Raw genomic sequence first — 25,349 nt, 5'->3', positions numbered from 1 at the left:
TCTTAGATAGTTTGTCAAATGTACTTAAAAGTAACTATCCAAAATTCTGTCTTACTTTATTATCTAATAATATTAAGTATTTAATTAAATTTCGCCTAACTATGTTTATGGCTTTGCAGATTTGATACTATTGTAACTATTCATGATGCCAAACCACTTTCTGACAATCACATTGTGTTGATGAAAAACGGACAATGGCATGAAATATTAACATTATTTGAAAGTATACGGGGAATTCTTTATGCAACGTCAATTTATTCCCATGTTATATGGGGCTGCAATAATCTATGCTTAATACATTGAAAGGTATTTTAACTGATAAAACCTTTTTCATAACATTCATATTATCCATCTTATCTTTGTGTTTTGGTCAGGTAAAAGCAACAGACATCGACTTCAAAACCATTATTTCCTTATTATCTTTGTTAATTATGATTGCCATCTATCAAGATTTAGGAATCTTAAAATTCATTGCCAATTTCATTGTTTCAAAATGCCATTCTACACGCTTAGTTCTTCTGGTTCTTTTACTCTGTTCGTTTTTTGGCTCGATGTTTTTTACAAACGATGTAGCTATCCTAACGCTTATTCCTATTTTCTTTAATATTAGTCAGTATCTCCCACTTCCCAAAATACTCTCTATTAGTTTGTTAACCATCTACGCTAATCTTGGAAGTTCATTCACACCTTTTGGTAATCCACAAAACATTTATATTGCTTCTTTTTATAAATTAAGTCCCATTGATTTTTTAGGAATGAGCATTCCTTTTGGTTTGATTTCACTAATTTCTTTGTTTTTCTGTACTTTATTTATTAAAAATGAACAAATTAAAAAACTAAGTTCAAATATAATATACATAAACAAGAAAAAAACAGTGTGGCTATTACTAGCAAGTATAGTAATATTGCTCGGTATATTGTCAGTCATTCCTATAACATTATCTTTGTTTATTAGCCTACTCAGTGGGCTAATGCTCAGTAAAAATGTATTTAAACGTGTTGACTACGCCGTAATACTGACGTTCATCAATTTTTTCATAATTGTTGGCGCTATCAGTCGTATTGACTTTGTTCACGAATTGATTACTATCCACACAGATAATGTTTTATCAACTTTTTTATCAACTATCATTACAAGTCAATTGATTAGTAATGTCCCTGCTGCTGTATTATTATCCAAATTCACAAACCACGTCTACCCATTATTTCTAGGTGTCAGTGTTGGTGGTCTAGGCACTATTATTGCTTCCTTAGCTAATTTGCTCGCCTTAAGACAATACACTGGTTATTCTCAAAATCGTTCAAATTTTCAATTCTTCAAAACTTTTACCCTACTCAATCTAATTTTTTTAGTTCTCTTCATTGCAGTGGGAATTATTTTACTATAATCAGGATTCAAATTCCCCACAAATTATTAGTAAATTAAAAGGCACGACATAACTGTCGCGCCTTTTAATAAAAGAAATTTTATATAAAGAAATTATAACCAGGATTTAATTCAATAATTTTCCCTGTCCTTTTGTACACAATCCACTCAGCAATATCTGTCGTATAATCGCCAATTCGCTTCAAATATCCTGCAATCACTAGATAGTCTGCTGCTGAGTCAACCAATTCGGCATCCTCTTTCATACCATTAACTGAATCTGTTCGAACTTTAGCTGCGCTGTGTGTAAGTACACTATTTTTATCAGCAATTGCTTCAGCACCAAGAGCATCATTTTTTACATAGTAATCCATGACCTCTGAAACCATAGTAGCAACCATCTCGCCCATTTCACCCAATTCTTGTTCAACACTAGCAATATGTTTGGTACCTTTGACACGTATTGTTGAATTTGCAATATTACGTGCTTGGTCTCCCATACGCTCAAGCACTGACACAGCCTTTAAGATCGTAACAATTTCACGTAAATCAGTAGTTACTGGCTGATACAAAGCTATCATTTCGAAAGTTTTCTTTTCAATAGCCGCCTCGCGCTCATTAATTTGGTGGTCGTTCTCTAAGATCTTACGAGCCCCTTCACGGTCATGGTCAACGAATGATTGTACCGCTTTTTGAATAGTTTGTGAAACAAGCATACCCATTTCTGTAAATGAGCTATCTAAATCTGCTAATTCTTCATCAAATAATCGACGCATAGTGAAACCTCCTTCAACTTTATTATATTATAACTGTTCTGTATCAAAATTGTGTAAATTAGCCAAAACGACCCGAAACATAATCTTGTGTTTCTTTTTTTGATGGATCTAAGAAAATGTGCTTTGTATCATCAACTTCAATTAAGTCACCACTCAAGAAAAAGGCTGTACGATCAGAAATTCGTGATGCTTGTGACATCGAATGTGTCACAATAATCATTGCATAATCATCTCGTAGTTTTAATAAAGTTTCTTCAATATTGTGACTAGAAACTGGATCTAACGCAGACGTAGGTTCGTCTAACAGTAAAAGTTCTGGAGATGTAGCCAAAACACGTGCTATCGAAACACGTTGCTGTTGGCCACCGGATAATCCAAGAGCTGACTTATGTAAATTATCCTTCACTTCATCCCAAACAGAAGATTGTTTTAAAGCTTTTTCAACTGCTTCGTCCAAGATAGCTTTATCTTTGACTCCAGCCAGTCGCAAACCGAATGCCACATTTTCATAAGTTGAAAACGGAAACGGATTAGGCTGTTGAAAGACCATTCCAATACGTTTGCGTAGGTCAACTGTATCAGTTGTGGGTGCATAGATATCCGTATCTTTAAATTTGAAAGACCCTGTCACTGTGACATTATCTTCTAAATCATGCATACGATTAATTGCACGTAGGTATGTTGATTTCCCTGATCCGGAAGGGCCGATTAACGCAGTAATCCCCTTTTCTGGGAAATCTAAGTCAATACCATACAGTGCCTCTTTCTTAGCGTACCAAAGATGTACATCGCGGGTTGATAAAATTGTTTTTTCTTTATTATCTGTCATCCAAAGTTACCTGATATGTAATCGTTTGTAAGTGCTACTTTTGGTCGCGTAAATATTTTTCGTGTTAAATCATATTCAATGACCTTACCCATATGAAAGAAAGCTGTATAATCACTAATTCGAGCTGCTTGTTGCATGTTGTGAGTGACAATAATAATTGTATACTGATCTTTTAATTTGAGTAGTGTATCTTCAACCTGAGCAGATGATATAGGGTCTAGCGCACTCGAAGGCTCATCTAACAACAAAATATCAGGCTTTAATGCTAATGCACGAGCAATCACTAGTCGCTGTGCTTGCCCACCGGATAATGCTAGTGCCGATTTATTTAATTCATCTTTAACTTGATCCCACAAAGCAGCTTGTTTTAAGCTAGTTTCAACTACTTCATCCAGTTGCTCCTTAGTGTAGTTACCTCGGCTTGTTAGTGCAAAGGTTATATTGTCATAAATTGACTTAGCAAAAGGATTAGGGCGTTGAAATACCATGCCGATATGTCGACGCATTTCATAAACATCTATTTTTTTTGTATTGATATCCAAACCACGATACATAATGTTACCATTAACGGTAGCAACACCATCATTCATACGGTTTAGTGAACGTAAAAATGTTGATTTTCCTGATCCAGAAGCACCAACCAAACTCGTAATTTTATAACGCTCAAACTGCAGGTCCCCTTCACTCAAGGCAAGGTTATCACCATAAAAAACTTGCAAATCGTGTGTTGACAGAGCAATTTCATGTTTTTCAGTATCCATGTTATAAATAAAACGCTCTGGTGCATTTTCTCTAATGAACTCACTAGCTGGTTTAAGATCTGTATTTGAATTTATCATAATGGCCTCACGCACTCGTTAACTTCTTATAAAGCTTCATACCTAATTTTCGTGCGCTAAAGTTGAACAGCAACACAACAATAATCAAAACGGCAGAAGCCCCTGCTGACACGGCACTCACATCAGGCATAATACCTTCAGAATTAATTTTCCAAATATGTACGGCTAATGTTTCTGCCGGTCGCATTGGATTCAAAGGGCTCGAAATGTTGAATGGGTTCCAGTCGGAAAAGTCTAAAGCTGGAGCGGATTGTCCCGCAGTATAAATTAGAGCTGCGGCTTCACCAAACACTCGCCCGGCAGATAGAACCACACCCGTCACAATTGATGGAACAGCTGCAGGTAGAATGACATGCAAAACCGTTTCCCATCGTGATAAACCAAGTGCTGCCCCCGCTTCACGTTGTAAATCAGGAATTTGTGCTAAACTCGTTTCAATTGAACGTGTCAAAAGAGGTAAATTAAACAAAGTTAGCGCAATTGCACCAGACAAAATTGAAAAACCTAATTTAAATTGTACAACGAAAAGTAAGAATCCAAATAAACCAACAACAACAGAAGGCAAAGAACTTAATATTTCAATGGCTGTACGTATGATTGCTGTAAAATGATTTTTTTGCGCGTATTCATTAAGATAAATTGCTGCACCCAGCGCAATCGGAAAGCTAATCAACATCGCCAAAATTAACAAGTAGAAAGAATTAAAAAGTTGTATTCCAATACCACCACCTGCTTCAAATGCCCGTGCTGGAGAGGTTAAGAAGTGCCATGATAAATGTGGTACGCCTTGTACAAGAATAAAAGCCAGCATCGCAAACAAAATTAAAGCGACAATGCCAGAAATAGCGTAAATAACGCCTGTTGCAATTTTATCAGCAGTTTTTGCATTCATTATTTCATCGCTCCTCTACGTCCAATTGCACGAACAATCAAATTAAATACCAATGACATCAACAATAGAATCATGGCCAAGGTCCACAAAACATCGTTTTGTAGTGAGCCCATAACTGTATTTCCGATACCCATAGTCAAAACAGATGTTAAGGTAGATGCTGGAGTAGCTAATCCTGTAGGCATTAATGCAGCATTACCTATAACCATTTGAACAGCTAATGCTTCACCAAACGCACGTGCCATACCAAACACAATTGCCGTCATAATACCCGGTGTTGCTGAACGTAAAATAACTTTATAAATCATTTGCCAACGTGTAGCACCAATTGCTAGAGCAGATTCTCGATAGTAACGTGGAACTGATTTTAATGTGTCCACGGTCATCGAAGTGATTGTTGGCAAAATCATAACAAACAAAACGATTGTTCCAGACAAAATACCAAAACCAGAGCCACCAGTTATATTTCGTATAAAAGGAACAACGACTGTTAAACCAATAAATCCGTATACAACTGACGGAATACCGACTAACAATTCAATAATTGGTTGCATAATTTTTGCACCACGCTTTTGCGCTATTTCAGTCATCAACAAAGATGTTCCAATTGCAAATGGTGTGGCAACTATCGCAGCTAAAAAGGTTACTAAAAATGAACCAATGATCATTGGCAATGCACCAATATAAGGCTGATTGGTTTCTGGGTTGGTTACAGACGGATTCCATGTTGTTCCGAATAGAAAGTCTTTGACACTAACACCATCTCTAAAGAATGTTGAAAGCCCGCGACTCAGAACAAAGGCAAATATTGCCACAACCACAATACCAATTAAGGCTAGTGCCGTTAAACTAACAGCACGACCAATCGTGTCCTTATGCGTGGATTCAGATTTTTGCATAAGTTTTTTTGTAATGTTATCCATTTTCTCTCCAACGTACGTGTCGAAATATAATATTTTCGAACAAGAAATATGTTTATTTTCTAGTTACTTGACCATTTACGTCACGACTAATCTTCATGTCATGTATTGATATGTATCCTAGTTTTGATACAAGTGTTGATTGAACCTTTTCGGAAGTTAAATAGTTTAAAAACTTAGCTACAGGTTCGGAGGGTTTTCCTTTAGTGTAAACATGTTCATACGACCAAATGGCATATTTTCCAGAAACGACATTCTGTTTAGTAGGTTTTACACCATTAACTTTAGGCGCTACCACACTGGCATCAATATAACCAAAGGCTGCATACGAGATAGCCCCTGGTGTCGTGCTAACAATTGAACGAACCATTCCTGAAGAATCTTGCTCCTGTGCCTCTGTACTTTGTGCACCATTCAATCCCCACTGTTCAAAAGTGGCACGTGTCCCTGATCCAGCTGCACGGTTAATGATGACGATTTTTTGATCATTACCACCAACCTCTTTCCAATTCGTTACCTTTCCGGTAAAGATAGAAATGAGCTGTTTAGTTGTCAAATTTTTGACACCGTTGTGTTTATTCAATAGTGGCGCAATACCGACAACCGCAACCTGATGATCAATTAACGCTTTAGCATCAATACCATCTTTTTCTTCAGCAAATACATCAGAATTACCAATGTCAACAGCACCTTGCGACACTTGACTCAGTCCTGTGCCTGTTCCACCACCCTGAACATTGATAAAGGTACCAAGATTATCTTTAGCGTATTCCTCACCAGCAGCTTCAACCAGTGGCTGTAAAGCAGTTGACCCAACTGCAGTGATTGACGTATTTGACGCACTTTTATCGCGCATTGCATACGCTGTTCCAAGCGCTGCAACAACTGCCACAGCTGCAATCGTGAATACGATTGAACCGCGATATGATTTCGACATGTTCATGCCTCCCAAGATTTACTACTACATATTTATTATCTTAAACTTGTGTAAATGTCAAAACGCTTTTATGTAAAGATTGTGTAAAGAGCATGATGTTTTCATACACAAACATCAATTTTACTGTTTTGGTACTTTTCTACAAAGGTAGAATAACACTAATTGTCGTCCCGACACCTACCTGTGATTTAATATTGATTTCCCCATTATGTTGGTTCACAATCTCATTGACAATTGCAAGCCCCAATCCAGTACCACTTGCTATTTTACGTTGTCTTGATTCGTCACCTCGATAGAAGCGCTCAAATATACGAGACTGCTGGTTCAGTGGAATACCAATCCCCGAGTCGCTGACCGTTATTTGCCATTGTTGCATATTTTTGCATGCTGATATCCAAACTTCACCATTTATTTTATTATACTTAACTGAATTAGTTAATAAATTTTGAATGATGGTGGACACATCACTAGCAACTCCTGATACGCTGAAGTCTGATGCAATATCATTGTGTACCGTAACCGTTTTAGTATCGATTTTTTCTAATTGCTGTTCAACGATAGCTGAAATTTGCAACTGAGAAATTTTTTCATCTACTTTATGTTGCATACGTGACAAAGACAATATGTCATTAACCAGTGCTGATAAACGTCTCGCCTCATCTGCCACAATTTGCAAAAATTGAGTTCTCGTTTCTTCGTCCGCTCCTGCATCACCTTGTAATGTCTCAACAAATCCAGTTATCGCAGTCAAAGGTGTTTTAAACTCATGCGAAGCATTGGCCAAAAAATCGGCTTGCATGCGTTCTAATTTCAATACTTCCGTCAAATCATACAACATAACCATCACTTCTGAATTTGATCCAGATTGATGAAATGATGTGCTAACATCATACTGCCGTGCCTCGCCATCAACCGTCAAGTTCAAAATGGAGTGCTGTCTTTGATTCGTGTTGAAGGTATGACTAATGATTTCTGACAACGTAAACTGACGAATCACTAAACTATCTAAAGTTGGTAATTCTGGCACTTCTACACCAAGCATATCGGCTGCCGATTGATTGAAAACATCTATCATATGATGACGACTAACATTAATAACCCCAACTGGTAGACTGGCTAATAGTGTCTGGTAATTATTTATTTCACGATTAGCACTATATTGTGAGTGGCGAACATAGCTTTGTAATTCATTGAACTGTTCTAATAATTCATAGTATGGAGATGTTGGTTCTGCTAAAACACCCCGTGGTGTTTTTCCAGCTGAAGTAGCAATCATTCTATTCTTCATAATAGTTAATTCTGCTGTTTCTTTATTCTGCCAAAAATTTAAAAACCAAATCTCAAAAATAGTTACTACAAAAAATATAATAATTAATATGTAGAGTTGATTATGAGGTACATGGATTACTCGAGTTACTATAAATAATAATAAAATATTTATACTGAATACGCTGGTTATTTTACCAATTTTTTTCTTCATAAGTTTATTCTATCATGGTTTTAAATTTGCATAACTTTAACACAAAAAAACAAGCTTAATGCTTGTTTATATAGTAGGTTTATTTATCTGTTACTTTGCCACTTGCATCACGAGTGACTTTCATATCTGTTAATCCAATGTATCCTAGCTTAGGTACAATATTTTTTTGAACTTCTTTGGTTGTAAAGTAATCTAAGAAGGACTTAGTAGCACCAGTTGGATTTCCCTTAGTGTACATGTGTTCGTAAGCCCATATTGGCCATGAATTATCTTCAACATTTTGTTTGTTAGGATGAACTTTATTTAAGTCCAATGCCTTGATACCGTCAGAGTCGAGGTAGGCAAATGCCAAGTACGAAATTGATCCTGGTGTCGTTTTGACAATTTTTTGTACTGTACCATTGGAATCTTGTTCCGTCGCTTGTACAGCATCCTGACCGTCCAAAACATTTTTTTCAAAAACAGCACGTGTTCCCGAACCAGTTGCACGATTGATAACAACAATTTTTTCATCGTTACCACCAACTTCTTTCCAATTTGTTACTTTGCCAGTAAAAATATTACGTAATTGTTCCTTTGTTAAACTCGTAATCTGCACATCACTATTCACAACCGGCGCAATACCAACTACAGCTACTTTATGATCTACTAGTTTAGTAGCGTCAATACCATCTTTTTCTTCAGCAAATACATCTGAGTTCCCAATTTGTGCTGAACCATCAGATACTTGACTTAGCCCAGCACCCGACCCACCCCCTTGTACCGTAATTGTTACATTAGGATTTTTCTCCTGAAATGACTTAGCAACTTGCTCTGCTAAAGGCTGTAATGCCGTTGATCCTAACGATAACACTTTGCCACTTACTTTAGAAGATGACGTTGTACTTGTTTTGCTATTGCTGGACTTATCATTAGCAGAAGTATACAAGGCAATTCCAGCCACAATGACCACTATACCACCAATAATTCCTACAATCTTTTTGTTCATGAAGGTTTCTCCCTTAGAAATATGTAATGAAACAAGGTTGTAGTAGAGGCTCTTGGGTGCCACTCCTTGTTTACAACTTATATATTACGAGAGTTATGTTATGAAACACGCCACAATTTGGTCGAATTCTTGTAAATGCGTGTAAAGAAAAATTTACAAAACAAAAATGGCTCTCTTTTGACGCTATGTCCAAAGCTTGCCATTTACTATGATAATAATATATCTATGAAAACACTAATTGGTCATAGTGTAGCCAAATCCGCGAACTGTTTTCAATATTTTAGGTGCCTTTGGATTTGACTCAATCTTATCACGCAAGTTACTAATGTGCATATCTACCATACGGCTTTCACCAGTATATTCATATCCCCATACAGCCGTCAAAATTGTTTCACGATCAATTACACGACCCAATCGTTGTGCAAAATATAATAATAAATCATATTCCCGTGGTGTCAAGGACAGAACAATATTTTCTTTCATCACTGTTTTTTTACTATCGTTAATAAGCAAATCTTGTATAGAAATAACCATTTCATCGGTTTCGTTGCTATCTGTAGTAACTTGCGAACGACGTAGTACTGCTTTTAATCTTGCCACAACCTCCCGAGGGCTAAAGGGTTTAGTGATATAGTCATCTGCACCTAATTCTAACCCAAGCACACGATCAAACTCATCGCCTTTTGCAGTCACCAAAATTATTGGTGTGCTAACTTTATCTTGACGTAACTGTTTTAAAACGGTCATGCCATCCATCTCTGGCAACATTAGATCCAGCAATATTGCATCAAATTGTTGCTCTTTTGCCTTTTGATAAGCGAATAAGCCATCCGATGCAACTGTCACTTCGTAACCGTTCTGCTGCAAATTGTATTGCAACAGTGTTGAAATTGCCGTTTCATCATCAACAACAAGTATATTAGTCATGTCCATCTCCATGCATTTGTATACTTGAATTGTAACAAAAAAAAGAAAAACGACCTAACGTTTTTCTCAATATTTACATAATTTATACAATTGGTTCGTCCGTTAAAGCATCATCACTCGATGTATCCACATCCGATAAATTGATTTGTTCATCAGATTTTTCTGCTTGAGCTTCTGTATTTGAAACGGCAGTACCATTCGCATTAGAATCAATACCATATGCTTGACGTACCTTGACATAAAGTTCTTGTCGCAGTTCGGCATGCTCAGGATCATCTAGATAATCTTTGGCTTTCTCACGTCCTTGACCAATTCGTTCTCCTTCGTAGGCGTACCATGCACCTGCTTTGTCGATAATATCTTGATCAACAGCGAGGTCAAGAATTTCACCTGTCTGTGAGATACCATGTCCATACATAATATCAACTTCAGCAACTTTGAATGGTGGAGCCACTTTATTTTTAACAATTTTAACTTTTGTTAAATTACCAGTGACATCCGTACCATCTTTAATTTGTGTTGAACGTCTAACTTCTAAACGCACTGTCGAATAAAACTTTAATGCACGACCACCGGGTGTAGTTTCTGGGTTTCCAAACATTACGCCGACTTTTTCACGAATTTGATTGATGAAAATAGCGATTGTTCCCGTTCTGTTTAAAGTTCCTGCTAACTTACGCAGTGCCTGACTCATTAAACGAGCTTGCAATCCAACGTGTGCATCACCCATCTCACCTTCAATTTCAGCACGAGGTACTAATGCAGCAACTGAGTCAACAACAATCATATCTACGGCACCTGATTGTACCAAAGCATCAGCAATTTCTAATCCTTGTTCGCCTGTATCCGGTTGTGACAAAAGTAATTCGTCTTTTTTAACACCAAGAGCTTCAGCATATTTGACATCTAAAGCGTTTTCGGCATCAATATAGGCTGCTGTTCCACCTTGTTTTTGAACTTCAGCAACTGCATGAAGTGCGATGGTTGTTTTACCTGATGATTCTGGACCGTATACTTCAATAATACGACCCTTGGGATAGCCACCAACACCCAGGGCAACATCAATTTTAACAGAACCAGAAGGAATCGTTTCAATTTGCGTTAGCGCATTATCGCCTAACGTCATCACTGAACCTTTCCCAAAGTTCTTTTCAATTTTCTTTAACGCTTCATCTAGCGCGGCTCGACGACCATCTTTTTTTGCTTGATCATCTTTTTTAGTCGTTTTTTTTGCTACCATTGCGGCTAACTCCTTTTATCTTACTTGATTAGTGTACCTTTTTCGTGGGTCAAAAGCAAGTGTTTTTCGAACATTTGTTCGTTTCTGTTTGCTTTCTTTTTGATTATACGAAAAAAGCGCTAAAAGCGCTTTTAGTCTCTTACATGCCGTCAGAAAAGACATTTCTATTTTGCCAAAAATAATCGATACCGGAATAGATTGTAAAGATAACTGCAACCCACAACAGGACATCCCCAATCGGAAAATTAATACTAGAAAATGGGGCGTTACGAATATATAAGAAGAAAATAGCAAACATTTGTGAAAATGTTTTTATCTTTCCTGGCATCTGTGCTGCCAAAACTTGACCATTGTTTTCAACAATTAGTGTACGTAAGCCTGTAACGGCTAACTCTCGAATAACAATAACCGCAGTCATCCAGGCTGGCACAACATTGAAACTCGTTAAGAAAATTAATGCTGTCATAACCAAAAGTTTGTCAGCCAAAGGATCCGCAAACTTTCCAAAATTAGTAACTAAATGCTGTTTACGAGCTATCTGACCGTCCAAGAAATCCGTTGCAGAAGCTACTGCAAAGACGAAAGCGGCAATCAACCAGTTAATAGGTATAGTTGATCCTAAAAAACTAATATTAGACCAAGCATATGGTACTGTCAGTAATAAAATAAATACTGGGATTAAAATAATTCTGAAAACCGTTAGTTTATTGGGTAAATTCATGATACATCCTTTATTTATTGAGATTAAAAAGCACATTCCAAAATGTTGTTGTTGTCCCACTTATTTCAACATTTTGTCCGTCAACCGTAACTGAAGCATTATTAATATTAGAAAACTGTAGGTTAAATGCCGTTGTTCCCGTTGGAATTTCTACTGTTTTACTGCCACTAGCCAATGTTTCATTTAGCAAAATATTACTATTAGCATCATTAACCTTAACCGAAGTACCTGTGTTCTTCGCTGTTATAACAACTGTATGCTTTTTAGTATTTTCATTAGACAAGTTATAGATTGTCGTCTGCAAGCTTGTATTTATTTCAGGTGTACCTAAATCAAGTGTCGCAGATTTCTCACTGGCGCTAGACTCAGATGACTTTGGTGCTGATGATTTACGCGAAGATTGAGAAACCTCAGAGGTAGAAACAGAGATATTACCGCTATTAGATGTCTGTTGAGAATTAGTTCCTATATGTGTCAGTACAAACCAAATAACTATTAAAGCTACGAGAATCAATAGCCCTAAACCAATTGTTGGCATAGAATTTGCCAACCTCGATTTTGCCGTTGGTGTATTATCTATTCCTGCACGAACAATGCCATCATTATCCCTGTGAGCTCGGCTCAAATCGCTAGTTCGAGACATAGACATTGGTTTTGCTTCCCCTAATAGTTCATCAGGATGTAACCCTACAGCTAATGCATATTGCCGAATAAAAGCACGAACATAAAAATCACCAGGTAAAACGCTAAGATTGTTTTCTTCAATAGCTAATAAATACCGGCGTTGGATTTTTGTAATTTCTTGAATATCATCTAATGATAATTGTTTGTCTAAGCGAGCCGCTTTCAGTTGTTCGCCTATTTGATTTGTTAAAGTTTCATTCATAATAGCCCACAAGACTACTTATGCAACACAAATCGTTGCAACGTAGCATTTCGATATATTTTATCTGCTGTTACAAGAATGTCATCAAATGTTAAATCTTGTAACAACTCTATCTTATCAAAAAGATTGGTTCCAAACAAGACATCATCACCTTGCAAGGCCATACTTTCTAAGGAATTCAATTTTTGGATTCCTTCCCCCACCGTAGCTCGTTGTAGTGATTCAAAAGCATTTTGTTGGTTTTTTAAAACATTTTGATAATTGTCAATTTGACTTTGAATTTCTTGCGTCAGAATTTCATAATCTTCCGTTTCCGCAAAAAAGCTCACATACTGATAATCTTTTATAATATCAAATGCTGTTTCAAATTCTGTATCAATAATACCATGACTATATAAATTCTGATACCAATCTGTTTGCTCACCAAACAATAAATCATTCAAAATATCAGCAATTAATATACGTTTGGCTGCTTCTATACCAACGACTTGATTCTGATCCAATCGGATTCCAAATGCAACTTTAGGACGTGAAACATTAAAGTAGCGTTCCGCTTGTTGTTCTTTTGTTGGTAAGAGTTTTTCCGAGAAACGGGTTAACTTACTAAGCTTTAAACTTTTTTTAACTTGATTTTCTTTAACGACTGCTAATATTTCTTTAGGATTAAAATGCCCCACAATTTGTAATGTCAGCTGAGTGGGTTGATAAAATGCGGAATGAATAGCATAAAGCAGTTCAGGTGTGATGGTTGCAATAGTTTCACGGGTTCCAGCGATATCTTTAGCAATCGATGAGTCTGGATATAGTGTATTTAACAATCCCATATAAAGGGCCCAATTAGGGTCATCATCATACATTTGTATTTCTTGTCCAATAATTCCCTGTTCTTTTTCTACTGTTTGCTTTGAAAAATACGGCGTTTGAACAAAGTCCAATAAATGTGTTATGGCAGGTATTAAGTTTTGCGTAGTTGAGAATAGATAACTTGTTTGATAGGCATTGGTAAATGCATTAGCATCAGCCCCTAATTCACCAAATTTTGCGAATGCATCTTCATTTTCTTTTTCAAATAGCTTGTGCTCCAGAAAATGTGCTGTTCCAGCAGGAATCTTAATTGGCTGTGCATCATCGATAGCAAATTCTTGATCTAACGCACCATAAGCCGTTGTTAATACAGCAAAAGTTTTATGGTAATTAGACTTCGGAACCATCACTATTGATAGGCCATTATCTAACGTTTCTGTAATCACATCTTCTTTTAACTTTAGATAATGTTTTGTTTTCATATTAGACCTCGGGTAATAATATATAACGACTTTGAAGTGACATCTTTTGCGCAGCATTTTGAATATCGTCAGCAGTCACAGACCTAACGCGATCAATCCACTCCTGTTCACTCGTTTCTCTTCTTGTGAGTAATCGAGAAAAAGCAACTTCCATTTGGCTTGATGGTGAGTCACGTTGACTCAAGTAATCACTAATTAAGCTCATCTTAATCGCATCAACTGTTTGATTGTCAAAATCGCCCTCTTGAATAGCTTTAATTTGTTCTTGTATCATCATGTCAGTCTGACGCACTTTTGCAGCATCCAGGCCAGCCGCAATAGTTAAAAATCCAGTATCATGCTGCCAACGAGAATAAATGCTATATGCTAATGATTCCTTCTCACGCACATTCATAAATAGTTTTGATAGAGGCGTACCACCTAACAAAGCATTCATGACCATAACAGCAAAACGCTGGTCATCAAATGGTTCAACATTTATTTGGTAAGCCATGGTCAACATAGCCTGATTAATTGCCGCTTTATGCTCAACTACTTCCCTAAGCTGTACTCGAGGAACCTGCCTATAAAAAGGCTCTTTGTCTTCCTTAGCTTGATGTGGTCCAATCGGCCACTTCTGTAATAGTGAAATAATTTGCTGTTGATTAATATCACCAAGCACAACGATATTCATAGTATCTTCGTTGATCATATTTTGATACGTTTGATAAACGTCAGATGGATTTAAATTAGCAACGGCCTCTTCATTCCCACTAGCGGATACACACATGCCGGGCTTATCATAAGTTATTTCACGAAGTTTCGCCATCGAATAACGACTTTTATCATCTTTAACACTGGCTAGTTCATTCATTAGACTTTGCTGCTCATTTGCAAATACTCGTTCATTGAATGCATGATTATCCACCAAGGGATTAAATATCATCTCACTTAAAAAATCAAAAGCTTCGGTTAAGAGCTGTTTGCCACCCATGATATAAGTAGGTGCAGGTACTTGCAAAGTAAAGCGTACATGATGGGTTTGTCCAATGCGAAAAACATCAGTTTGATAATGTGCACCATACAAATCAATTGTTTTTTGTGCCACTTGTTGCTGCGTTTTATAACGCGCCGAGCTAACGCCAGCTAAATAAGACACTAATGTACGTGCACTAATGTGCTTAGGATCAACTGATGTTGAAAAATCAACTGCAATATGCAATGTTTTAAATTGTGTCGTTGGCAGAATAACAAGATTCGCGCCATGATTAATAATTGTTTTTTTCATAGTATTGGTGAGAAAAGTCTACTGAATTTTTGCTTAAACTTCATCCAAGCAGACTGTTTCTCAAAATATTCCATTGTCAATTTTGTGGACTTTAGTACATCTTGCTCAAATAAATCTTCTAAGTCAGCTGCAAAGTCTGGATCATATATAAATGCGTTGCCTTCAAAATTAAGAGAAAATGAACGAATGTCCATATTAGCTGACCCGACAGTTGCTACCTCATTATCAATAGTCACAACCTTGCTATGTAAAAAGCCACCATCATAGCGGTAAACTGTGGCGCCAAAATCAATTAATTCTTGAGCATAATACTCTGTTGCCCGATAAACCAAAGGATGATCGGGCTTATTAGGTATCATTAATTTTACCTTAACCCCAGATAATATAGCAACTTCAAGTGTTTCTAAAACAGGACCGTCTGGAATGAAATAAGGGGTTTGGATACTTATACTCTCACGAGCAGAAGAAAACATTCTCATGTACCCTTGTTTAATTTGCTTCATATCGTCATCAGGACCACTGGAAACAATTTGAACCATAGACTTGCCTGGTAACGAGAAGTTCTCAGGAAAGTACTTTGTTGTCTGGGTCAATAGCTCTCTGCCTTCAGCGGTAGCATTCCAATCCATTAAAAATCGACTTTGCAATGATAATACGGCATCCCCAATAATTCGGATATGAGTATCGCGCCAATATCCAAATTTTTTAGATTCACCAATATATTGATCACCTACATTAAATCCGCCGATATATCCAATCTTACCATCAATAATCGCAATTTTACGGTGATTCCTAAAGTTAAAACGCAAAGTTAATAACTGAAAACGTCGCATTAAGAATGGTACAGCAACACCACCAGCTGCGCGTAATGGTCTATACATTTTATGATGTTGTCCATGAGAACCAAACTGATCGTAAATCACGTGAACTTCAACACCTTCATTAGCTTTTTCAGTTAATAGGTCAACTAGCTGATGCCCTATATTATCATCAAAAATAGAAAAGTATTCTAAATGTATATGCTCCTTGGCAGCCCTAATATCTGAAAAAAGCTTATCAAACTTCTCTTGTCCATCGTTTAAAATTGTAATTTTATTACCACGTGTCAAAACTGCACGATCGGATGATAAAAATAATTTCAATAATTCTGTTGCACTGTAGGGAATAGGAAGTAAATTCTCAATATCTTGTAACTGTTTTTTTTGATTTAAAGCAATCTGGTCTAAACCACGTTGTTCTTGGGTTCGCAAGCGAAATATTTTTTTACTAGAAATACGACTACCTGCTAAAAAGAAGATGGCAAATCCTACAACAGGTAACAGCATAAGCACAAGCATCCATGCCCAAATTGTAGCAATTTCACGTTTTTGCCGAAAAACAGCAATAAATGAAATAATTGTATTGATAACCAACGCGATTAATATAACAATCCAAAAAGATATCCTAAGCATACTGCCCTCCCCAGCGCAAAAACTATTAATACTATTCTAACATAAAAGCAGCACCATTACGGTGCTGCTAAAGTATGTATCAATTACCAAACCATTTCGTACTATATTTTTGTAAACGACCATCCTTTTCATAAGTTGTTAATTCTTTATTTACTGCTTGTCGTAATTTTTTATCTGCTTTGCGGAAGCCAACTGCATTGTCATTCACCGGGTAACCACCTGTTGTAATTGTATAATCATTCGGGTTAGATTGGTGCGCAACATAATAACGTGCATAGTCTTCATCAATCAACAGCCCATCAATGCGATTCGCATTCAGATCATTGAATGCTTTATCAAAAGTATCATAGCCAATAACCTTTTGATCTTTAACATATTGTTTCAAAACTTTAGGATATTGTGCAAAAGTTTGATCACCACTTGAAGCTGTTTGATCGCCCAATACTTTATCTTGCATATCAGAAAACTGATTTATGTTACTTTTCTTTAAAGTAACCAGCACTTGTGTTGCCTTATGGTAAGGTATTGAAAAAGCAACTTTCTTTTTTCGGTCATCTGTAACTGTATAGCCGTTCCAGATAGCATCAATGTTTCCGGTATTTAATTCTGTTTCTTTCATTGACCAATCGATGGGTTGCCATTTTACCTTAATACCCAAACTCTTGAACACAGCAGTTGCCAAATCGACATCAAACCCTACTAATTTACCCGATTTATCACGAAATCCCATTGGAACAAATGTATCATCTAAACCAATCGTAATTTGCTTTTCTCTCTTGATTCGTGACCACTGATCCGTTTTCACCACTGTCTGTTCTGTACTTTTGCTTTTTTGGGAATTATTAGATAAAGAGAGGCCTGCCATAACAACCAATAAGATAAATAAAATACCAACAATACTATTGACAATAATCTTCTTTTTCATGCTTGGCATTAGCGTTTTACCTCCGTTGCGAAATCAAATACGCGATCAGAAACTATCTCAGCAAATGGCTGATCATGCGTAATTATGACTTGCGTTACACCACGCTCTTTAAGCGTTTTAACAACATCAGCGACTTGGTGTGTCGATTCTTCATCTAGTCCACTTGTAGGTTCATCATATGCCAAAATCTTCGGATTCATGGCCAACGCACGTGCAATAGCTGCGCGCTGCTTTTGACCACCAGATAATTGATAGGGAAATAAGTTCGCTTTATTTAACATACCCAATGATTCCAAAATTTCATGTCCTTGTTTAACAGCCTTTGACGGAGACTGTTTATTAACATTAATCGGTGCTAACGTGATATTGTCAATGACTGTGTAGTTTGGAAATAAATTGAAGTCTTGGAAAATCATGCCAATATTTGTATTGGAACTTTCACCTTTTATATCAATATTTTTACCATTTAAAATAATTTCGCCATCGTCTGCCGTTTCTAGTCCCGCCATGATTTTAATTAAGGTTGTTTTACCAATACCAGAAGGTCCGACAATGCTTAATACTTCACCATCATGCACTGTTAGATTAAGGGATTTAAAAATCACATTTTGATTGTATTTTTTAGTTAAGTTTTTGATTTCTAACATTAAATTACCTCCAAGTATTCAGAACTGTTTCACTACGACGCAATAACAATGTGACAATTGCTGTCATGACCAAATATATTAATCCAACCAATAAATATGGCATCAAAGTGACGTCACGACTAGCTGCAATATTTCCTGCTCGCAATATATCTCCTAAGCCAATAACATAAACTAAAGAGGTGTCCTTGACCAGGTTAATTACTTCGTTACCAAATGAGGGAACAACAATTTTTATTACTTGTGGCAAGATTATTTTGAAGAATGTTTGTATTTTACTAAAACCGAGTACTTTAGCAGCATCATATTGTCCTCTTGGAACTGATTGTAGTCCACCACGGAAAATTTCAGCCAGATAGGCTGCATAATTAATAACAAACGCTATAACAGCAGCTTCAAATCGTGGAAATGCTATACCCATCATTCCAAGACCATAGTAGATAAAAATCAATTGTAAAAGTAGTGGCGTACCACGCATAATCCAGATATAACCGTTAATCAACCAACGTATTGTAAAGTAAGGTGATTTCATCCCTAAGGAAACCAATATCCCTAATGGTACAGATCCAACGATTGTTAGAAAGAACACACCTAGCGTTGTTTTTAATCCAGCCAATAAACTGGGAAGAATTGTAGTTAGATAACTCATAATTGAAACTCCTTTATTAAATTGCGCTTATAACTCATATATTTTAACAATACAAAAATCATATTTATAAAACGAAAAAATCCTCTTACAATATTGCTACTGCAAGAGGACGCGAAAGCGTGGTTCCACCTCGAATTCAACTTTTGTTCACACAAAAGCTCTCGACCAGTCTTCTAACCAATTAAAAACGCCCCAAATACAATAAATGTATTTAGAGGGCGTTTAATCGCGGTTCCACCTCTTTGTTATCCTACTATCACTAGTAGCATCTCAATAAGTCAAAGACTGTTATGTGATAACGGACACTTCCGACAAAGCTTACTTTTTTCAGCTCTATACTCATAGATGTGTTTCGTCCAATTTAATTATTTGCTCACAGCGACCGCAAATTCTCTTTCAAATTAAAATGAACTACTCTTCTAATCAACGTTTTAATATATACTCATAATTATAACTATAAAAAGATAACTTGTCAACGCAGAAACTGAAATAGAGACCATACGGGATAATATGATAAAGCAGCAAAAACTAGATTTAAAATTACTGTTGGCAATACCTCGTACAATAAAAATGACGATATGCTAACATTAGCGATTCCTGTAACAAATCCACTAACATAAGAAATTATTAGGTAAATAAGCAATCCGGATAAATATAAAAGTAAGCCACTGACTAAACGTTCATCTAGAACTAGGTGTAGTTGCTTCATCACGGCTACCGCAGCAATAAACGCAAAAGTATATGTACCGAAAATACCAGTATAATACATATCAAACAATATACCAATGACTACAACATAAAACCATAACGGCAGTTCATTTTCAACATCAAATTGGACACCTAGAAAGAGCCAACCAAGTGTCAAAGTAGGTAAAATGTGCCAAGGAAATTGTGTAAATAACCCCCCCATGCTAGACATGAATGTTCCATCAACAAACAGTATCAAAAATAATAACACAGGATAAATTACACGCAATCTCGTCAATTGCCAAAATGCCATTAATTTGCTCCTATCTGTGAAATTGCAACCATGACTGTGGTGATATTGCCTAGATCAGCTGCAGGTTCAATATATATTTTCTTGGATAAACCATAATCATCCGTCGTGACACTAGCCACCTTACCAACATACAAGCCTGCTGGAATGACACCGCCGAGACCAGAAGTTTCAACTAAGTCACCTTTACTGATTTTATTATTTGATGTCACTTGTCCCATAATTAGTTGATTTTTTTCACGATTAAAACTTGTTACAATGCCGTTAACATCACCATCATCACCTTTAATTTTAATCGCAAACCTATTGGCGTCAGAACTAGTGTCAGAAATCAAAGCCACTTTTGAATTAGTTGTGTTTACTTCACTAATGCGTCCAATAATTCCGGCACCAGCAAGTACAGGCATCCCTTTTTTCAAACCTGAATTGGATCCTTCATCAATAACTAATTGTGACTGCCAGGTAGTAGGTGAACGACTGATGGTTACAGCTGAGACTGTTTTATAGTCCGTCAATGTGGCTTTTAGTTTTAATTGTTGCTTCAGAGATTTGTTCTCTTCTTCAACTGTTTGTAAGTGAACCTTGTCTTGGGCAAATTCATCAATCTTAGATTTCAACCGTTTGTTTTCTTCAAATGTATCTAACAGATTACTAATACTATTTGCTGTACGCCCAACTGCAGTCGTTGGAACAGCAATAATACGGCTGACACCGCCGGCTAAATCATTTCCAAAACGCTGTAAAAAAGGTGGTGTATTCGTTCTTTTGGCCCACCAATTAGATCCTGCAATCAAACTTACAATTACTATAAACGCAACAATTATTGATACCAAAGTGCGTGATGAAAATATTTTCTTCATGTATTTCCCCAAAAAGCCAGTTACCACTTCTACAAACAGTTGACAGTTTCATCTATTCTAATGGTACGTTACTTTGTTTTAATTTAGAAACTTTTATTTGACATTAAATCTTAAAAATAAATAAAAGCGTAGCGCAAGCGCCACGCTATTTTAAACTACCCTTACTTTTGTCGCATGACATCAATAGATTTCAACGCCTCACCAGTACCAATAGCAACTGCATCTAATGGCTCGTTAGCTATTAAGACTGGCACTTTAGTTGCATCTTGAATAATTTTTTCAATGTCGCGTAATAAAGCCCCACCACCAGTCAAAATCATACCGTGATCAATAACATCTGCAGCTAGCTCAGGCTGTGTCGATTCTAACGTCTCACGAATAGCTGCCACGATTTCTTGCACTGGTTCTTGAATTGATGTGGCAACATCTTCGGCGGTGACATCAATAGTTTTAGGTAAACCAGTCAATAAGTCCCGACCTCTAACCGTAGCATTTGGTAAAGTTCTTGCTAAAGCAAGTGACGCAGCACCAATTTCGATTTTGAGCCTTTCAGCTGTTGGCTCACCAATGGTAACGTTATATTTGTTACGCACAAAATTAGCTATTGCCTCGTCTAGCTTATCTCCGGCTATACGAATTGAACGACTTGAAACAATCCCGCCCAATGAAATTGTCGCAACATCAGTTGTTCCACCGCCCATGTCAACAACCATTGATCCAGTAGGGTCCATAACCGGTAATCCAGCACCAACCGCTGCGGCAAATGGTTCCTCTATAACATAAGCATCACGCGCACCAGCAACACGAGCAGCATCAATAACAGCACGTCTTTCAACCGCTGTTACTCCCGAAGGTACACCAATCGTTACATAAGGTTTACCAATACGTCCGCCAAGTGCTTTTTGCAAATAATAGCGAATCATTTCAACAGTTGTATCGTAATCGGCAATAACACCATCACGCATTGGACGGATAGCAGCGATACTTGCAGGCGTCCGACCTAACATGTCTTTAGCTTCAGAACCTACAGCAACGACTTCATTGGTTTGTGTATTACGCGCAACTACTGATGGTTCACGTAATATGATGCCCCGACCTTCGATATATACATATGTGTTAGCGGTACCCAGATCGATACCAACATTTTTTTGTCCAAATGAAAATGCCACTGTACTGCCCCTTATCGTGTTACTACTGCAATTGCAACACATTTAAATTTTACTTAACTTATAGTATTGTAGCATAAAAATGAGTTAATTCGCACATCAATTTGAGCGAACGTATGTTACTTTACCATGAGCATGAGCAATACCACGTATAGTATTCTGATATGCAAAATTCGCCCATGCTCTTTGAAATTCTGGAAACACTGCTGGTGTCACCTGAAGCTCATCTATTTTTCCATCACGTAAATCATTCAATGCTTGTGTATAATCCATCACTCACCTCACTAATATTGTAACATTTTTTAAATTAGCACTCTAATTAAAAGAGTGCTAATTTAAATTGTATTTTTCTCAAATCATGTTATAATTAAAGCATAACCTACAGAAAGGAATCGTGTGCAATACTGTGGTGAAATGCAATAACTGTATTCCATGGTGCTTCACACTAAGTAAAAATATGGCACAACAAGATTCGTTTGGTTTTGGTAATTTAGATGAAATGTTTCGCGCAATGAATGAACAAATGGCGCAAGCACAAGGACAACAAAATACACAAGCACAAAAAAATAATAACGGTAATAAAAAAAGACGCTTACTTGATGAGTTCGGTATTAATTTGACCAAACAAGCTCGCGACGGTAAGCTCGATCCTGTTATTGGTCGAGATAACGAAGTTGCTCGCACAATTGAAATTTTAAATCGTCGTACAAAGAATAATCCAGTACTCATTGGTGAACCTGGTGTTGGTAAGACAGCTATTGTTGAAGGACTAGCTCAAGCTATCGTAACTGGAAAGGTACCTGAAAAGTTACAGCATAAAGAAGTTATTCGTTTAGAAATGTCTGCCTTAGTTCAAGGTACGAGCATGCGTGGTCAATTCGAAGCACGGATGCGTGAATTAATGAAAGAAGTTACAAACAGCGACGATGTCATCTTGTTCATTGACGAAATCCATGAAATCATGGGTGCCGGAAATGCTGAAGGCGGCATGGATGCAGGTAATATTTTGAAGCCTGCCCTAGCTCGTGGTGAGTTCCAATTAATTGGTGCAACAACCTTAAATGAGTATCGAAAGATTGAAAAAGATGGTGCCATTGCCCGTCGTTTCCAACCAGTACAAGTTGAAGAACCTTCTAAAGAAGAAACTATCACAATTTTAGAAGGAATTAGTGAACGATATGAAAAGTATCACTATGTCACATTTAGTGATTCTGCTCTTCAAGCAGCTGTTGAGCTTTCTGATCGTTACATTCCAGAAAGATTTCTACCAGATAAGGCAATTGATTTACTTGATGAAGCTGGATCACGTAAAAATTTGACAATGAAAGTTGCAGATCCCAAAACTATTCAAGTAAATATCGAATCAGCTGATAAATTAAAGCAAGAAGCTATTGATAAAGAGGATTTTGAGAAAGCCAGCTACTGGCGTGATCAGGTAAACCAACTTGAGTCACAGAAGGCACAAGTCGAGGCTCACCCCGAGATGTCAAAGCCACAAACAGTAACAGAGCAAGATATCTTAAAGATTGTTGAAGATAAAACCGACATTCCTGTCGGAGCTCTAAAAGAAAACGAGGCTAATCAACTGAAGGATTTGGATAAAAACTTATCCAAACATGTTATTGGTCAAGATGAGGCAGTAGAGAAAGTAGCTAAGGCAATTCGCCGTAATCGTATTGGCCTAACAAAATCTGGCCGTCCAATTGGCTCATTCCTATTTGTCGGGCCAACCGGTGTTGGTAAAACTGAAACTGCCAAGCAATTAGCTAAGGAAATGTTTGGTAGCAAAGATGCTATGATTCGTTTTGACATGTCAGAGTACATGGAAAAACATACTGTTTCTAAAATGATTGGTGCTCCTGCCGGTTATGTCGGTTATGAAGAAGCTGGTCAATTAACAGAGCAAGTTCGTCGTCGCCCCTACTCCTTAGTCCTCTTTGATGAAGTAGAAAAAGCGCACCCAGATGTAATGAATATGTTCTTGCAAATTCTTGATGATGGTCGCCTAACTGATGCACAAGGTCACATAGTGAGCTTCAAAGACACTGTTATTATTATGACTTCTAATGCTGGTTCGACAGATACAGGAAATACACCTGTGGGATTCGCTCAAGTTGATCAACAAAATCGTTTGATGCAACGTTTAGAAAATTATTTCCGTCCAGAATTCTTGAATCGATTAGATGATATCATTGATTTCCAACCATTGTCACAAGATCATTTGCTAGATATTGTCGACTTGTTATTGACTGACATGAATGATAATTTATCCGACAACGGGTTGCACATTGATTTAAGTACTGATGCTAAAAAGAAATTAGTGGAACTTGGTTATGATCCTGCGATGGGTGCTCGACCTCTTCGTCGTGTCATGCAAGATAAAATTGCGGATGGTATCGCCGATTTCTATTTAGAACACCCAGATGTTCATCATTTACAAGCTGATATTATAAATGACGAATTTATTATTAGTGAAGTTAAGCCAGAACCAGCTACTGTAAATAAAATTTAATTTACGTGTGATGTGAAACGACTTTCGAGTCGTTTTTTGTTTATGATATAATATGTAGGTATATTCAAAGGGGATATTATGGCAAATACATCGCCCGTATGGGTTTATTATAAAAATATAGCAACTGGTGATGAGTTACACGAACCAACAAGATTAGATGGCAAAGCAGGCACACCTTACGAAATCGAAATTTTCGATATCGATAATTATCAGTATATTGACAATTCAGGATCTTTGACAGGTTTGTTTGGTAACCTACCTCAATCATTAGAGCTTTACTATCGGCCTCAAGTATGGCAAGCTGTACACCGTATTAACATGTTTATTGAAACAGTGACTAGTGTACAAGTTTTTCTAGAACCAGATAATTTATCAAACGTTACGACAAACTTAAATCCAAATACTTTTTGGGCAACACAATTACGCGCTATTTCTGGCAATGGTCAATTTTGGTATCAAATTGGTGACCACCACTGGATTCGTTATGATGCTACACAAATGAAATTATCAGACTCAGCGCCAGAAGTTGAAAATATTAACTATTTTAATGATACAGAAAAGAGTAAAAGCAATCAGCCTAACGCGGTTGTTAATTTCCTTCCTAATCAATCTATAGAAGTTTATGCTGAACCATATGGGTTACCAATCGGAAGTCTCTCCGATGGTGACTTTGTGGCAATCGCGGAAGAAGTCCATGATAACAATATTGTTTGGTATAAAATAGCTACCAAAGGATGGATTAACAGTATCTATATTAATAAGCTATAAAAAAATCGACCAAGTTGGTCGAT

The 25,349-nt window shown here is 36.9% G+C and carries 24 protein-coding genes and 1 other annotated feature; of the genes, 3 read left to right on the top strand and 21 right to left on the bottom strand.

The genetic code is table 11. The annotated features are described in order from the left end of the window. Positions 1 to 287: 287 nt before the first annotated feature. Complete coding sequence (locus GJV51_05430) at positions 288 to 1,388, top strand: carboxylate transporter (protein QGM25440.1); 1,101 nt, start codon at positions 288 to 290, stop codon at positions 1,386 to 1,388. 79 nt (positions 1,389 to 1,467) lie between these two features. Here GJV51_05430 and phoU read toward each other — a convergent pair whose 3' ends face one another. From phoU to GJV51_05325, 21 genes are all read right to left on the bottom strand, one after another. Further along, the gene (gene phoU, locus GJV51_05425) at positions 1,468 to 2,142 is read right to left on the bottom strand and encodes a phosphate signaling complex protein PhoU (GenBank protein QGM25439.1); all 675 of its coding nucleotides are present in this window, start codon (positions 2,140 to 2,142) and stop codon (positions 1,468 to 1,470) included. A 58-nt stretch (positions 2,143 to 2,200) separates the two neighbouring features. After that, entirely contained in the window at positions 2,201 to 2,971 is a 771-nt protein-coding gene (pstB, locus tag GJV51_05420) for a phosphate ABC transporter ATP-binding protein (GenBank protein ID QGM25438.1), read from the bottom strand. Further along, positions 2,968 to 3,810 carry a phosphate ABC transporter ATP-binding protein gene (gene pstB, locus GJV51_05415; protein ID QGM25437.1) on the bottom strand — a complete coding sequence of 281 codons (843 nt, stop codon included), beginning with the start codon at positions 3,808 to 3,810 and terminating at the stop codon, positions 2,968 to 2,970. The genes pstB (GJV51_05420) and pstB (GJV51_05415) overlap by 4 nt, the downstream gene beginning before the upstream one ends. Before the next feature lie 7 nt (positions 3,811 to 3,817). Beyond that, a complete protein-coding gene (gene pstA, locus GJV51_05410; protein ID QGM25436.1) occupies positions 3,818 to 4,702 on the bottom strand; it encodes a phosphate ABC transporter permease PstA in 885 nt (294 codons plus the stop codon). Further along, positions 4,702 to 5,625 carry a phosphate ABC transporter permease subunit PstC gene (pstC, locus tag GJV51_05405; GenBank protein ID QGM25435.1) on the bottom strand — a complete coding sequence of 308 codons (924 nt, stop codon included), beginning with the start codon at positions 5,623 to 5,625 and terminating at the stop codon, positions 4,702 to 4,704. Before pstC ends, pstA begins: the two co-directional genes overlap by 1 nt. Positions 5,626 to 5,677: 52 nt before the next feature. Beyond that, positions 5,678 to 6,559 carry a phosphate ABC transporter substrate-binding protein PstS family protein gene (pstS, locus tag GJV51_05400; protein QGM25434.1) on the bottom strand — a complete coding sequence of 294 codons (882 nt, stop codon included), beginning with the start codon at positions 6,557 to 6,559 and terminating at the stop codon, positions 5,678 to 5,680. Positions 6,560 to 6,698: 139 nt separating this feature from the next. Next, positions 6,699 to 8,039, bottom strand: coding sequence for a histidine kinase (locus GJV51_05395; protein QGM25433.1), 1,341 nt, complete (start codon positions 8,037 to 8,039; stop codon positions 6,699 to 6,701). A 79-nt stretch (positions 8,040 to 8,118) separates the two neighbouring features. Then, on the bottom strand, positions 8,119 to 9,027 hold the full coding sequence (pstS, locus tag GJV51_05390; GenBank protein ID QGM25432.1) for a phosphate ABC transporter substrate-binding protein PstS family protein: 909 nt from the start codon (positions 9,025 to 9,027) through the stop codon (positions 8,119 to 8,121). Between the two features lie 234 nt (positions 9,028 to 9,261). Beyond that, positions 9,262 to 9,954, bottom strand: coding sequence for a response regulator (locus tag GJV51_05385; GenBank protein ID QGM25431.1), 693 nt, complete (start codon positions 9,952 to 9,954; stop codon positions 9,262 to 9,264). Between the two features lie 82 nt (positions 9,955 to 10,036). Next, the gene (gene recA, locus GJV51_05380; protein QGM25430.1) at positions 10,037 to 11,194 is read right to left on the bottom strand and encodes a recombinase RecA; all 1,158 of its coding nucleotides are present in this window, start codon (positions 11,192 to 11,194) and stop codon (positions 10,037 to 10,039) included. 139 nt (positions 11,195 to 11,333) lie between these two features. Then, complete coding sequence (pgsA, locus tag GJV51_05375; protein ID QGM25429.1) at positions 11,334 to 11,915, bottom strand: CDP-diacylglycerol--glycerol-3-phosphate 3-phosphatidyltransferase; 582 nt, start codon at positions 11,913 to 11,915, stop codon at positions 11,334 to 11,336. A gap of 10 nt (positions 11,916 to 11,925) precedes the next feature. Then, positions 11,926 to 12,801, bottom strand: a complete 876-nt coding sequence (locus GJV51_05370) for a helix-turn-helix domain-containing protein (protein ID QGM25428.1) — start codon at positions 12,799 to 12,801, stop codon at positions 11,926 to 11,928. A gap of 14 nt (positions 12,802 to 12,815) precedes the next feature. After that, the gene (locus GJV51_05365; protein ID QGM25427.1) at positions 12,816 to 14,087 is read right to left on the bottom strand and encodes an insulinase family protein; all 1,272 of its coding nucleotides are present in this window, start codon (positions 14,085 to 14,087) and stop codon (positions 12,816 to 12,818) included. 1 nt (position 14,088) lies between these two features. Next, entirely contained in the window at positions 14,089 to 15,354 is a 1,266-nt protein-coding gene (locus GJV51_05360) for an insulinase family protein (protein ID QGM25426.1), read from the bottom strand. Further along, a complete protein-coding gene (gene cls / locus GJV51_05355) occupies positions 15,351 to 16,805 on the bottom strand; it encodes a cardiolipin synthase (GenBank protein ID QGM25425.1) in 1,455 nt (484 codons plus the stop codon). The genes GJV51_05360 and cls overlap by 4 nt, the downstream gene beginning before the upstream one ends. A 79-nt stretch (positions 16,806 to 16,884) precedes the next feature. Continuing rightward, a complete protein-coding gene (locus GJV51_05350; GenBank protein ID QGM25424.1) occupies positions 16,885 to 17,739 on the bottom strand; it encodes a transporter substrate-binding domain-containing protein in 855 nt (284 codons plus the stop codon). Then, a complete protein-coding gene (locus GJV51_05345; protein QGM25423.1) occupies positions 17,739 to 18,377 on the bottom strand; it encodes an ATP-binding cassette domain-containing protein in 639 nt (212 codons plus the stop codon). The genes GJV51_05350 and GJV51_05345 overlap by 1 nt, the downstream gene beginning before the upstream one ends. Positions 18,378 to 18,381: 4 nt before the next feature. After that, the gene (locus GJV51_05340) at positions 18,382 to 19,023 is read right to left on the bottom strand and encodes an ABC transporter permease subunit (GenBank protein QGM25422.1); all 642 of its coding nucleotides are present in this window, start codon (positions 19,021 to 19,023) and stop codon (positions 18,382 to 18,384) included. 211 nt (positions 19,024 to 19,234) lie between these two features. Beyond that, positions 19,235 to 19,459, bottom strand: a binding site (T-box leader). A gap of 36 nt (positions 19,460 to 19,495) precedes the next feature. After that, positions 19,496 to 20,023: a rod shape-determining protein MreD gene (mreD, locus tag GJV51_05335; protein QGM25421.1), complete on the bottom strand. Its 528-nt coding sequence runs from the start codon at positions 20,021 to 20,023 to the stop codon at positions 19,496 to 19,498. Further along, positions 20,023 to 20,880: a rod shape-determining protein MreC gene (mreC, locus tag GJV51_05330; protein QGM25420.1), complete on the bottom strand. Its 858-nt coding sequence runs from the start codon at positions 20,878 to 20,880 to the stop codon at positions 20,023 to 20,025. Before mreC ends, mreD begins: the two co-directional genes overlap by 1 nt. A 161-nt stretch (positions 20,881 to 21,041) precedes the next feature. Then, positions 21,042 to 22,049 (bottom strand): MreB/Mrl family cell shape determining protein, encoded by a 1,008-nt coding sequence (locus GJV51_05325; protein QGM25419.1) that lies wholly within the window; start codon positions 22,047 to 22,049, stop codon positions 21,042 to 21,044. 454 nt (positions 22,050 to 22,503) lie between these two features. On the opposite strand from GJV51_05325, the gene GJV51_05320 reads away from it, so the two are divergent. After that, positions 22,504 to 24,558: an AAA domain-containing protein gene (locus tag GJV51_05320; protein QGM25418.1), complete on the top strand. Its 2,055-nt coding sequence runs from the start codon at positions 22,504 to 22,506 to the stop codon at positions 24,556 to 24,558. 78 nt (positions 24,559 to 24,636) lie between these two features. Then, positions 24,637 to 25,326: a hypothetical protein gene (locus tag GJV51_05315; protein QGM25417.1), complete on the top strand. Its 690-nt coding sequence runs from the start codon at positions 24,637 to 24,639 to the stop codon at positions 25,324 to 25,326. Positions 25,327 to 25,349: the final 23 nt, after the last annotated feature.

This window comes from Leuconostoc mesenteroides subsp. mesenteroides (genome assembly GCA_009676745.1).
GTDB classification, from domain to species: domain Bacteria; phylum Bacillota; class Bacilli; order Lactobacillales; family Lactobacillaceae; genus Leuconostoc; species Leuconostoc koreense.
The sequence above is the reverse complement of the archived record's forward strand: the minus strand, read 5'-3'. Positions and strand labels throughout refer to the sequence as shown.

Bases quoted from the DNA above. Each gene is read 5' to 3' on its own strand.
- GJV51_05430 (QGM25440.1), top strand. From the start codon at position 288: ATGCTTAATACATTGAAAGGTATTTTAACTGATAAAACCTTTTTCATA.
- phoU (QGM25439.1), bottom strand. From the start codon at position 2,142: ATGCGTCGATTATTTGATGAAGAATTAGCAGATTTAGATAGCTCATTT.
- pstB (QGM25438.1), bottom strand. From the start codon at position 2,971: ATGACAGATAATAAAGAAAAAACAATTTTATCAACCCGCGATGTACAT.
- pstB (QGM25437.1), bottom strand. From the start codon at position 3,810: ATGATAAATTCAAATACAGATCTTAAACCAGCTAGTGAGTTCATTAGA.
- pstA (QGM25436.1), bottom strand. From the start codon at position 4,702: ATGAATGCAAAAACTGCTGATAAAATTGCAACAGGCGTTATTTACGCT.
- pstC (QGM25435.1), bottom strand. From the start codon at position 5,625: ATGGATAACATTACAAAAAAACTTATGCAAAAATCTGAATCCACGCAT.
- pstS (QGM25434.1), bottom strand. From the start codon at position 6,559: ATGTCGAAATCATATCGCGGTTCAATCGTATTCACGATTGCAGCTGTG.
- GJV51_05395 (QGM25433.1), bottom strand. From the start codon at position 8,039: ATGAAGAAAAAAATTGGTAAAATAACCAGCGTATTCAGTATAAATATT.
- pstS (QGM25432.1), bottom strand. From the start codon at position 9,027: ATGAACAAAAAGATTGTAGGAATTATTGGTGGTATAGTGGTCATTGTG.
- GJV51_05385 (QGM25431.1), bottom strand. From the start codon at position 9,954: ATGACTAATATACTTGTTGTTGATGATGAAACGGCAATTTCAACACTG.
- recA (QGM25430.1), bottom strand. From the start codon at position 11,194: ATGGTAGCAAAAAAAACGACTAAAAAAGATGATCAAGCAAAAAAAGAT.
- pgsA (QGM25429.1), bottom strand. From the start codon at position 11,915: ATGAATTTACCCAATAAACTAACGGTTTTCAGAATTATTTTAATCCCA.
- GJV51_05370 (QGM25428.1), bottom strand. From the start codon at position 12,801: ATGAATGAAACTTTAACAAATCAAATAGGCGAACAACTGAAAGCGGCT.
- GJV51_05365 (QGM25427.1), bottom strand. From the start codon at position 14,087: ATGAAAACAAAACATTATCTAAAGTTAAAAGAAGATGTGATTACAGAA.
- GJV51_05360 (QGM25426.1), bottom strand. From the start codon at position 15,354: ATGAAAAAAACAATTATTAATCATGGCGCGAATCTTGTTATTCTGCCA.
- cls (QGM25425.1), bottom strand. From the start codon at position 16,805: ATGCTTAGGATATCTTTTTGGATTGTTATATTAATCGCGTTGGTTATC.
- GJV51_05350 (QGM25424.1), bottom strand. From the start codon at position 17,739: ATGCCAAGCATGAAAAAGAAGATTATTGTCAATAGTATTGTTGGTATT.
- GJV51_05345 (QGM25423.1), bottom strand. From the start codon at position 18,377: ATGTTAGAAATCAAAAACTTAACTAAAAAATACAATCAAAATGTGATT.
- GJV51_05340 (QGM25422.1), bottom strand. From the start codon at position 19,023: ATGAGTTATCTAACTACAATTCTTCCCAGTTTATTGGCTGGATTAAAA.
- mreD (QGM25421.1), bottom strand. From the start codon at position 20,023: ATGGCATTTTGGCAATTGACGAGATTGCGTGTAATTTATCCTGTGTTA.
- mreC (QGM25420.1), bottom strand. From the start codon at position 20,880: ATGAAGAAAATATTTTCATCACGCACTTTGGTATCAATAATTGTTGCG.
- GJV51_05320 (QGM25418.1), top strand. From the start codon at position 22,504: ATGGCACAACAAGATTCGTTTGGTTTTGGTAATTTAGATGAAATGTTT.
- GJV51_05315 (QGM25417.1), top strand. From the start codon at position 24,637: ATGGCAAATACATCGCCCGTATGGGTTTATTATAAAAATATAGCAACT.